Source organism: Pelotomaculum sp. PtaB.Bin117, from assembly GCF_002067195.1.
GTDB classification, from domain to species: Bacteria; Bacillota; Desulfotomaculia; order Desulfotomaculales; family Pelotomaculaceae; genus Pelotomaculum_D; species Pelotomaculum_D terephthalicicum.
The window spans coordinates 18,256-29,077 of record NZ_MVQM01000064.1; the positions used below are offsets into that span (position 1 = coordinate 18,256).

Annotated in this window: 9 protein-coding genes; 4 read left to right on the forward strand and 5 right to left on the reverse strand. The window is 49.7% G+C overall.

Going from position 1 to position 10,822, the window contains the following annotated elements; all coding sequences use genetic code 11:
* Positions 1–4: 4 nt before the first annotated feature.
* From A4E54_RS04115 to A4E54_RS04135, 5 genes are all read right to left on the reverse strand, one after another.
* On the reverse strand, positions 5–202 hold the full coding sequence (locus A4E54_RS04115; protein ID WP_240084415.1) for a hypothetical protein: 198 nt from the start codon (positions 200–202) through the stop codon (positions 5–7).
* Positions 203–204: 2 nt separating this feature from the next.
* Positions 205–2,562 (reverse strand): dynamin family protein, encoded by a 2,358-nt coding sequence (locus A4E54_RS04120; RefSeq protein WP_240084414.1) that lies wholly within the window; start codon positions 2,560–2,562, stop codon positions 205–207.
* A 200-nt stretch (positions 2,563–2,762) separates the two neighbouring features.
* Entirely contained in the window at positions 2,763–3,524 is a 762-nt protein-coding gene (locus tag A4E54_RS04125; protein WP_240084413.1) for an energy-coupling factor ABC transporter ATP-binding protein, read from the reverse strand.
* Entirely contained in the window at positions 3,521–4,333 is an 813-nt protein-coding gene (gene cbiQ, locus A4E54_RS04130; protein ID WP_240084412.1) for a cobalt ECF transporter T component CbiQ, read from the reverse strand. Before cbiQ ends, A4E54_RS04125 begins: the two co-directional genes overlap by 4 nt.
* 59 nt (positions 4,334–4,392) lie before the next feature.
* The gene (locus A4E54_RS04135) at positions 4,393–5,457 is read right to left on the reverse strand and encodes an energy-coupling factor ABC transporter permease (protein ID WP_240084411.1); all 1,065 of its coding nucleotides are present in this window, start codon (positions 5,455–5,457) and stop codon (positions 4,393–4,395) included.
* A 366-nt stretch (positions 5,458–5,823) separates the two neighbouring features.
* Between A4E54_RS04135 and A4E54_RS04140 the strand changes: the two genes are divergently transcribed.
* The 4 genes from A4E54_RS04140 to nrfD all read left to right on the forward strand — a co-directional run bounded on the left by A4E54_RS04140 (position 5,824) and on the right by nrfD (position 10,715).
* Positions 5,824–6,591: an SDR family NAD(P)-dependent oxidoreductase gene (locus A4E54_RS04140; protein WP_240084410.1), complete on the forward strand. Its 768-nt coding sequence runs from the start codon at positions 5,824–5,826 to the stop codon at positions 6,589–6,591.
* Positions 6,592–7,054: 463 nt separating this feature from the next.
* Complete coding sequence (locus tag A4E54_RS04145) at positions 7,055–8,638, forward strand: [FeFe] hydrogenase, group A (RefSeq protein WP_240084409.1); 1,584 nt, start codon at positions 7,055–7,057, stop codon at positions 8,636–8,638.
* A 69-nt stretch (positions 8,639–8,707) separates the two neighbouring features.
* Positions 8,708–9,514 (forward strand): 4Fe-4S dicluster domain-containing protein, encoded by an 807-nt coding sequence (locus A4E54_RS04150; protein ID WP_240084430.1) that lies wholly within the window; start codon positions 8,708–8,710, stop codon positions 9,512–9,514.
* Positions 9,501–10,715 (forward strand): NrfD/PsrC family molybdoenzyme membrane anchor subunit, encoded by a 1,215-nt coding sequence (gene nrfD, locus A4E54_RS04155; RefSeq protein WP_240084429.1) that lies wholly within the window; start codon positions 9,501–9,503, stop codon positions 10,713–10,715. The genes A4E54_RS04150 and nrfD overlap by 14 nt, the downstream gene beginning before the upstream one ends.
* Positions 10,716–10,822: the final 107 nt, after the last annotated feature.

The window sequence follows — 10,822 nt, forward strand, 5'->3', positions numbered from 1 at the left end:
CTCCTTAATCAAATTTATTAATGGCGTTTTTTAACAGCGCCAGTATTCTCATAGTTTCCTCGTGGCTGTGCCTGTCCATAGCCGCTTTGAAGCCGGCCTCAAATTCGCGGAGCAAATTTTTTTTAATTTCCCCACCGGTACGCCCGCTTACCTCACTGATGATCTTGCGCAACCGCTCGTCCAGTAATCTGGCATTTTCCATTTTTACAACCTCCCGAGGCTATATATGGTGTTTCTAATATTTTTTATCTCCCTGCGGAACTCCCGCAGTACTTCCAGTGCCTGCCTCAGCTTTTGTTTCTTTGCGCCTGGCCTGTGACCGGTTTGAACGATAGTAAGCAACTCAGTGTTGATTCTTTGAGAAACACCGTCAAGCATAGTGTAGAGTTCGTTTAATAGGCTTCTGTAGAAATCCCTGCCGCGGAAGCGCATGATTCCTTCTTCGAGGTTTCTGAGCAAAACTTCCATGCCATGGTCTTTTCCAGCGAGACCCCGCAGGGCGGAAATCAGGAATATTTTCGGATGCCGTATGGCCTGGGAGTTTTGCACGGGCGCGCTGAGAGTTTTCCGGACAAAGTTGGCTACCGCTTCCTGCTGGTGCGGGGTAAGCGCGTCGGCGAAATTAATTACAAAGTAAATTTTTTCGAATTCTTTTTCCGGCATCTGCTGCTTAAAGCTCGCGGGTATTTGCGGCAAGAATACCGTTTCTAAATTTTTTTTATCCATATCGTTCAAGATATGCCGGGCGTTTAGAAAAACGAGGTAAGCGTCGCATTGCCGGATGTTGTCGGATATTTCGTCGAAATAATGCTTTTGAATGGAATCAAGCCCCGGCGTATCCACAAAATCGGCCAGTTTGAGGTATTCGGACGGGTGGCGGATATCTATCCCGGCGACCCGAAAAGCGTTTTCCGCTCCGGTTAATTCTTTGAATTCATTGAAAACGGCCGGATTCGCCAGATCAAACTCAGGCTCGCCCGCGTGCTGGAAAGTCAAACGAACTTTTTGAAGTATCTTTTTGCGGAAGAGCCCTTTTACCGGGACCGGTTTATAAACGGCGGGCGCCGGCAGTTTTCCGGCGGACCCGGCAAAAGCGCCGGCGGCGTAATATTCCCTGACCTGGTTGATTAATGAGGTAATTTCCTGGCTGTCTACCTGTTTGAAGCGACCTTCCGTGCATGCTTCCAGGTAAGCCAGGCCAAGCGCCTTGTTCTTCAAATAATTCTCCAGTATGTCCAGTATGTCGGCGCAAAGATGGCTTTGGTCCCCGATCTTTTCATGTATTGGCAGGGTTATTTGCAGCGGCAGCCGCACCGTGGCTGTTTTATTTCTACCGTGCGAAATGCGGGTAATTGACAAAGTTGTCGGACTATTGCCGGTGGGCAATATTTCTTCTTTCAGCAAAGCGTTGAAAAATGTGGACTTGCCTGTGGAAAAGCCCCCGGCGGCCACTACCGTGAAACGTTCCGCTTCAATTTTCGCGGCCAGTTTGCTTAATTTAGGGCGCTCCAGCCAGCCCGCCAACTTTTTTTCATGCATTAAGGAATTGATTAATGCCAGAATGAGTTTCCTGCCTTCTTGAAAACCTCCGGCGTATGGCCGGTAATGGTGTCCGCCGGCCTTGTTTTCCGTCTTGTTCAAATTGGAAGAGTTAATCGCGCATAACAGCCCTTCGGTTTCTCTGACAATTAACGGCATGGAATGCATAGCGTGGTAAGCGTTGAAGAGCTTTTTCGCCGTTTCCCGCACAGCCCAGAATTCGGACAGGAAGAGCGCCTCGTCAGTTATTCCCGCGATTCTTTTTAATCTCGCGGGAATTTCACCGTCCACCTTTTGAAGATTTTTAGCCAGGTTGTCAAAATAGTATTTGGCCAATTCCGCTTCCAGATAGAGGCGCATGGCCTGCATGTTCTCACGGTCTAATAGGTTTATCGCGTTCAGCTTGACCTGGCTGAAAAAAATTTTTCTCAAAGCCGCCCTTGTTGTTTCGAGGGACGTACCGTCGCAATTTCCCAGATTACAGTTAAGCCAAAAAGATATGTCATTTAATTTTTTATTCTTCCAGACAGACGCGAACTTATTAAGAAACAGACGGTTAAAGTTTTCAATGCCACGCTGGTGAAAGAGATAAATTATTTTTGCGGATTCATTTGCGGCTTGCTCCACCATGCGGATTGAATCATGAGAAAAAGAATCTATCCCGGGCGTGTCAATGAGGCGGCATTTTTTAAGAATAGACGCGGGGATCTCAATATTTACCCGGCCGCCCCGGGGCTGACGGTCTGCTAAAAAAGAAGCGAGCGCGTGGCGGTCGGTAAATGCACATTTGTCCCTGGCGCCGGTGTATTTTGCTGAAAAAGAGTCCCCGTAGTCAAAGTACAAAAGGCAGCTTGTGGTGGGAACGGCCCCGACCGGGCTAATTTCTTCCCCGAGCAGGTTGTTCAGCAAAGTGGATTTGCCCGAGTTGAAAGAACCGACGACGGCTATGGCCGGCTTTATATTTCGTCCGGTCAGGTCGTATAATTCTTCCGACTTGGCGATAAAACGGTTCAGCTCGTTCATGAGGAAGTCCCCCGCCAGTAATATTTCAGGAGTCAGGAGTCAGAAGTCAGGAGTCAGGAGTCAGAATGAGAGAATGGTTATCGTCCCGAAGTATTCTGAATAAAACTACTGAATTCTGAACCTGTAGCAACTATTCTTTTAATGTATATTAAATAGAGCTGAATTTATGACCTTTACCGGAGATTATTGGATTATTGGAGTCAGCGGCGGGGCGGGGAGCCACAGACGGGGCAATTTTGAAGGGTCAGCGGGATTTCCAGTCCGCATTGCTCCATCAAGGCGGCGTCGGCAAGTGTTTTTAACGGCGAGTTGTCTGAAGCAATCCGGCCTTCCTTGATTACAATTGTTCTGTCGCATATTTCAAGCACCAGGTCCAGGTCGTGAGTGGCGATAAGCTTGGTATGCGTAAAGCCCTTCAGGAGATTGAGCAATCTCCGCCTTGATTTGGGGTCGAGGGCGGCTGTCGGCTCGTCGATTACCAGGATGTCGGGGTCCATGGATAAAACAGCGGCAATAGCCGCGGCACGTTTTTCCCCCCCGGACAGTTTGTAGGGAGCCCTGTCCTTGAGATGCTCGATCCCCACGGTTTCTAACGCCCGCATCACCCTTTTTTCAACCTCCGGTTCCGTCAAGCGGTAATTACGCGGTCCGAATGCCACATCGTCATATACTGTCGTCATAAAAAGCTGGTCATCCGGGTTTTGGAAAGCAAGTCCGATTCTTTGCCGGATTACCGGCAGGGTTTTTTTGGTGACCGGGATTTCACTGACACGGATTTCTCCTTTCGTCGGCAGCAGAATTCCCACAAGAAGCATCAGCAGCGTCGATTTGCCGGCGCCGTTGGCGCCTACAATACCTACTGATTCACCGTGGCGGATGCGGCATGAAACTCCGTTGACCGCTGGTTTGCCGTCGGGGTATGTATAATATAATTCATTGAAATCAATAATATGGTGACTCATTTTCCCACTCCTGTCAAAATTGAACCGATAAACAAAGGAATATTGTAATGCCTGGCGGCCGCAAAGAAAGCCACCCAGGAGGCTAGATACAAAAAATCCTTCAATAATAATTGTTTTGCGCTTCCGGTGTTGTATTCTCCGTTAAAGCCTCTCAGGACCATGGCCTGGTAAACCCTTTGCGCTCTGTCGTAAGTCCGCATCAGCATTTGTCCTAACAGCGGACCCCATACTTGATGGCTGATTCCCTTTTGACGCGGCGCGCGCAGCGTATAAGAATTCCATATATTGGCGGCCTCCTCCAGCAGGACCGAAATAAAGCGATAGGTCAGCATAAGCTGCATCACAAATATGCGTGGAACAAAAAGCATTCTAAGCGCGAATGAAATCCTCTCCATGCCTGTTGTCGCCACCAGCAGCAGTGCGGACAGCACTGTCAGTACGCACTTTAAAAGCAGTGAAATAAAAGAAATCCAGCCTCCTGAAATCGGCAGGCCAAAAATTACGGCTATAGTCTCCCGGTCGAAAACGGGGTTGAACACTCCTATGCCGATAACGAGCGGCATAACCGCCAGTGTCCTCTTCAGCAGCGGGAGAAGGGGAATTTCCGCTGAAAACAGAATAACGACAGGATAAAATACAAGGGGCAGCAGCTTGCTGACATCATATTTTCCATAAGAAACCACAACAGTAACATAGGCGATGGTGACAAGCAGCTTTGACAGGGGATGCAAATCATGCACCGGTGTTCTTTTATCCGCCGTTTCATCCAGAAAACGCATTTTGTATATTGAGTCTGTAATGTTGGACATGTCTCAACGAATCCCCAAAACAAAATTACGGCGGGGTTATCCGCCCCGCCCCGGAAATTTTAAGCGATACCTGCCGCGTTCTTTCTTTTCTTGAGCATATTGATGAAAAAACCTGTGGCTGCTGCCAGCGCGAGGGTCAGTATTCCTCCCGCCAGCCCCGCCAGGCTGGTCCCGCTGCTTACGGCGGGCCATGATGCTTCTTCTGTTTCACTTTCCGCCGCATTTGTTTTTTCTATATTATTTTCTGTTGCTTTAAAATTATAATCAGGCAGGAAAGCAGTTTTTCCCTGGATATCGGACATTGTCTGGTAAATGCCCTCCGGCGCTTCAAGCTCTTCTGTGCCGGCAGTCTTAAACATCGACCACTCCAGACCGTCCGGGTGTGTCGAAGCAAACCAGGAGAAAACGCCTCCTATAATTATTGCCGCAACTGCCAGTCCGGTAATTACTTTTTTAATGGAAACCGCGCCGGCAGCTTGGGCGTGGCCTTCCATAATTTCGGGACGGGCTTTCCACACAAACCCGACGACGGCGGCAGTAGCGAGTCCTTCAACAATACCGATGGCTAAATGTATCGGCTGCATCAGCGCTACGAAAGTGCCGAAAGGCAATTCTGTTTTTCCTGAAAACATGGTTTCCAGCACGACACTGAAAGCGCCTAATTGAAGCCCGATTATTGCTGCAATAAGTGAAGCCCAGAAGATGCGCGCCGGAGCGTATCCTTTTCGCATAAAGCGTTTGTAGATCAAAGGATAGGCTATAAAGCAGGTATAGAATCCGAGATTAAACACATTGCAGCCATAAGCCAGCAAGCCGCCGTCCGCGAAAAACAATGCCTGGATCAAAAGAATGGAGGCCATCGTCAGGAAACCGGCATACGGGCCAAGCAGGGCTGAAAGGAGCAGGCCTCCTCCCAGGTGTCCGCTGGACCCTGTGCCGGGAATTGAAAAGTTAATCATCTGGGCGGCGAAAACAAACGCTCCCATAACTCCCATCAGTGGTATCATTTTATCAGATAGATCGTCATCCTGGATTTTTTTTATGGAATATGCCGTAATTCCCACGGTCGCAGCCCACATGGTTCCACCTACGGCGGGTGAAATCAAAGCGTCTGCCATGTGCATAGAATCAACTCCTCAATAAAATAAATAACCCGTGCAGACTTGATTTTAAATAGTTGCTTAACAAAATGAGATGACAGAATAATAAAAACTTACTTGGCCATATCACCACCTGTCCCCTAAAAATGAAAACCACGAAAGAACGCCAATTCTCATGGCGAAATACCTTCGTGGTATACTTAGTCCAAAAACACCTTGTAAAGAAAGCGACTCCGGTCGCCCGTTATTAATCTTATATTCTGTGGATTTCGGCAGATTCCTTCTGACCGAGCTTATTTTTACTAATAAGATTTGGCCTTAAAGTTCCCCTGACACGCGTTTGCCTTATGGTGACCTAAGCTGATATTAACCTGAAGCAGAGGTGATAAGATGGCTTATTCTTTTAAAGAAAAAGTGGCGTTAGTCACAGGCGGAAGTTCGGGAATTGGATTGGCAACGGCAGAAATGCTTTTACAGGGCGGAGCAAGAGTATTGATTATCGGAAGCAATGAGGATAAAGGGTTGAATGCTTTAGAATTGTTAAGACAGTACAAGGATGCTGTTAAATTTAAGGTCATAGATGTCTCTTTACCATACGAGTGTAAGCAGGCGGTTAAATATGCGGTTGCCGAATTCGGGAAGCTCGATATTCTTGTTAATTCCGCTGGTCAATATATTGAAAAACCATTAATTGATGTTACCGAAGAAGAGTATGACCGCATTATGGACGTTAATGTTAAGGGAACATATTTCACATGCAAGTATGCAGTTCCTGAGTTAATTAAATCCGGGGGAGGAGCTGTCGTAAATGTTTCCTCTGACGCTGGAATTAACGGCAACTTTTTTTGCTCGACATATTGCGCGTCTAAAGGCGCCATAACCATTTTTTCAAAAGCCATCGCTTTGGAACTTATTTCACATAATATTAGAGTGAATTGTGTCTGCCCGGGTGATGTGTCTACACCTATGCTGGAAAAGCAACTGGCGAACGTTGCTGACAAAAGTGAGCACCTAAAAAGAATCGTTGAAGTTTATCCTATCGGACGCGTTGGGAGAGCGGAAGAAGTGGCAAAAGTTATTTGTTTTTTAGCTTCGGATGATGCGTCCTTTGTTGTCGGGGCGGTATGGAGTGTTGACGGTGGATTGACGGTTTATTAACACACAGCATAACATGGATATTTTCCGGTTGACATAATTTTGCGGGGAAGGTAAGATTATTTTAAAAGACGTGCTAGCTGTAGCTAGTGTTATTCTGCAGGGGTTTTTTATATCGGAAAAAGTTTGGCCTCACAAGAAGCGGGGTTAAATTAACGTTTCATTTTTTGTTATTGGAAGATAAGTCTTATATTCCGTATATCACGGATGTTGTCGGCAACATCAGCTTGCCGGTTTCTAAGTTCTTAAATACAAATGTTTTTTGAGGAATACCACGGAGGTTTTCGTTCATCCAGAAGGAAGAACATCCGTGGTTTTTTGTTTTTCAATTTATTTAAATTAACCACCGGCAATAACGGGTAAGTTAATATTGTCTCTATAACCATCCGGGAGGTGATCAGGGCGGAAATGGTTAGTCGGATTAGCTAGTTAACCACCACTTTATCAATGGAAAGGAGAGGAGAGCATGAAAGATTGCAACGATGATGTTGAGAAAGATGTTGAAAAAAAAGAAATAACTCGCCGTACTTTTCTGAAGATGGCGGCCGGCACGGGACTGCTGGCCGGCTTGACCGGCGCCCTGGCCGGCTGTGCCGATAAGAACCCGGAGCATGCCGGCGGCAAGGGCTGGCTGCCGTACCAGTACAACGTCGCGGGCAACCTGCCGGCCCAGGTGCGTGGCCGCGTTCCCATTGACGCGGACAACCCGTCCATTGTGCGGGACGACCGGAAATGCATACTTTGCGGCCAGTGCCTGGAGGTCTGTGAGAATGTGGAAAGTGTCTTTGGCTATTACAGCCTGCCGGTGGTGGACGAAACGATCTGCATCAACTGCGGCCAGTGTTCCATGGCCTGTCCCAGCGGGGCGATCAGCGAGCGCGACGATACGCAAATAGTATTTGAAGCTTTGGCCGACAAAAACAGGTTTGTACTGGTTCAGACCGCGCCGGCCACCAGGGTTGCCCTGGGCGAGGAATTCGGCTTGGCGCCCGGCACATGGGTGCAGGGACAGCAGGTGGCGGCCTTGAGAAGGCTGGGCTTCGATGCCGTTTTGGATACCAACTTCACCGCCGACCTGACTATTATGGAAGAAGCCACGGAGCTGATCAAGAGAATCAAGGGAGAGGTGAGGAAACCCCTGCCTCAGTTTACTTCATGTTCGCCGGGCTGGATTAAATTCTGCGAGTATTTCTATCCCGAACTCATTCCCAATATCTCTTCCTGCAAGTCCCCTCAGCAGATGTTCGGCGCGTTGGCCAAGACATACTACGCCAAGGAAAAAGGGATCGACCCGGGAAATATTCTTTCCGTCTCCGTGATGCCCTGCACGGCTAAAAAATATGAGGCGCGGCGGCCGGAAATGAACGCCAGCGCGGCATACTGGAAGCGCGGCGATTTGCGCGACGTGGATGTCGTGCTGACCACCCGGGAGCTTGCCCGGATGATTAAAGAAAAACAGATCGACTTTACCGCCCTGCCCGAGGAGGGTTATGACCGGCTTATGGGAGAAGAAACCGGCGGGGCGGTGATTTTCGGCGCCACCGGAGGAGTCATGGAGGCTGCCGCGCGGACCGCCTACTTCCTTATCACCGGTCAAGAACCTCCCGCCTTGTTTTTAAACCTGACGCCTGTGCGCGGCCTGGCCGGGGTTAAGGAAGCGGCGGCGGAAATACCGGGAGTGGGCACGCTCCGGGTTGCCGTGAGCCACGGCATGGCCAACGGACGAAAAATCCTGGATGCCGTCCGCGAAGGCAGGGCGCCCTGGCACTTTGTTGAATTTATGACCTGTCCGGGCGGGTGTATCGCTGGCGGCGGGCAGCCCCGCACAGCTGTTCCGCCCACCGACGCCGTGCGCGAACAACGCCTTGCCGCGCTGTACAAAGCCGACGCGTCGCTGCCCAAGCGCAAGAGCCACGAAAATGCAGAGGTGGCGGCTCTCTACCGTAATTTCCTGGAACACCCCATGAGTGAACTGGCGGAGGAACTGCTGCACACAGAGTACCATTCCCGCGCCGACAAGTTAAAACGCTTGTTTGCCAAAGTAGTATAGCTGGGAATGTATCCGACAGGTCCTTTTAACTAAGTGGTTAACGAAAGGGTGGTAATATTGACCAGAAACATGGGAGCGCTAGTCGATATCACCAAGTGTATCGGCTGTGAAAGTTGTGTTGTCGCCTGCCGGTTGTACAATGGCCTGGAACCCGGCCAAGATGAAGAGTACGGGACGGCTCGGGACGGCAACGCTGAACTGGCGCCGAATAAATGGACTGTTGTCCAGAGCTGCCGTACCGAAAAGAATGGAAAACAAATCAGGCGTTTCGTCAAACAGCAATGCTTTCACTGCCTGGAGCCGGCCTGCGCTTCTGCCTGCTTTGCCAAGGCTCTGCAGAAAACGCCCGCAGGGCCGGTGGTTTACAATGAAAAACTGTGCGTGGGCTGCCGTTACTGTATGATCGCCTGTCCCTTCGGCATATTGAGGTTCGAGTGGGACAAGCCTTTTCCCAGAGTGCTTAAGTGCCAGATGTGCCTGGGCCGGGTGACCGACGGTCAGATGCCTGCCTGTGCCGCCGCGTGTCCCACGGGAGCGATCACTTTCGGCGACAGGGATAAAATGGTCGAAGAGGCCAAAAACCGCCTGGCTGCCAACCCCGATCTCTATACCGGCCAGATATACGGATTGAAGGATGCGGGCGGCACATCGTGGCTTTACATCTCCGATGCTCCTTTCGAACAACTCGGCTTTCGGACGGATGTTCCCCAGAAGCCTATTCCGGAGTATACCTGGCAGGTGCTCAGGTGGACCCCTTTCATATTCGTTGGCTGGGGCGCCCTGCTGACCGGCATGTATCTGTATACCAAGAGGCGGGCCGGAGTGCATGAGGAAGAAGAAATGTACGCTGCCGTTGATGATGATGACGGGAAATAAAAAAACGTTTAAGACCGGAGGTGAGGTTTTCGTGCAAAAGAAGCACTGGACTTTTAGAATTACCGGATTCAGATTGTTATTAATCTTGTTTGTGCTAACCGCGGTCGTTGTTTCTTTATACCGTTTTATCTTCGGCCTCGGCTCGGTGACCAACCTGAACGACCAGTGGCCGTGGGGCTTGTGGATCGGCTTTGACCTGCTTTGCGGCATCGCCCTCGCGGGCGGCGGCTTCAGCACGGCGCTGATCGTGCATGTGCTGCATAAGGAAAAGTACCTGCCTATCGCCAGGGCCGCGCTGCTCACTTCACTGATTGGCTATATCATTGCGCTGGTCAGTCTTTTTCTGGACATCGGGAGATGGTACAATTTCTGGCGCCCCTTCTTTTTCTGGGGATACCACTCGGTGCTGTTCGAGGTGTTCTGGTGCATCTCCCTCTACACTATTGTACAGATCATGGAGTTCGGGGATATCTTCTTTGAGAGAGTGCGCTTCCCATCGCTGAAAAGAATTCTTCACGCAACCATACCTTTCTGGCTGATTATTGGCATAGTGCTGCCTACCCTGCACCAGTCGTCGCTGGGTTCCCTCTATGTCATCGCTGTGAACAGGCTGGACCCGCTCTGGTGGTCCATGCTTATTCCTTTCTTCTTTGTGTGGTCTGCTTTCTTTCTCGGACCAGCCATGGTTACCATTGAGGGAACGCTGGCGGCCAGGGCTTACGGCCGTGTGCCGGAAATGCCGGTGTTTTCAAGTCTGACCAAAGTCACCATGTGGATGATGATTGTCTACCTTGTCGTAAAAGTAATCGACTTGAATTACCGCGGCGTTTTTACCCAAGCGTTCAACGGTTCCTTGGAAAGCAATATGTTCTTAATTGAAATGATCGTATTTGTTCTCCTGCCGATCGTCATGTATGCCGTGCCGAGCATTCGCAACAAGCTCTGGGGTGTCTTTACCGCTTCCGTTTTAGTGGTTGCCGGTGTTGTCTTCAACCGGATGAATGTTGTCTTTACCGGCATGGCCAAAAGCGCCGGCGGACACTATTTCCCTACTGAATGGGAAATATTGATTACTATTGGCATGTGGAGCGCGCTAATTCTCATTTACTGCTTTGTGGTTGAGAATTTCCCGATTTTACCGAAAGAAGATCTGGTTTCACACGAAAGCAGCATGGCTTCCGGACAGACTGTCAACATATAGAAGCATTCGGTTTCGCCGCAGAGGGCGGGAAATTAGAAACTACAGACTGCCCTCTGCCTTAAATCTTATTGCGTCAGCTTAACAGATCTACTGAAAACCGGGGAGGG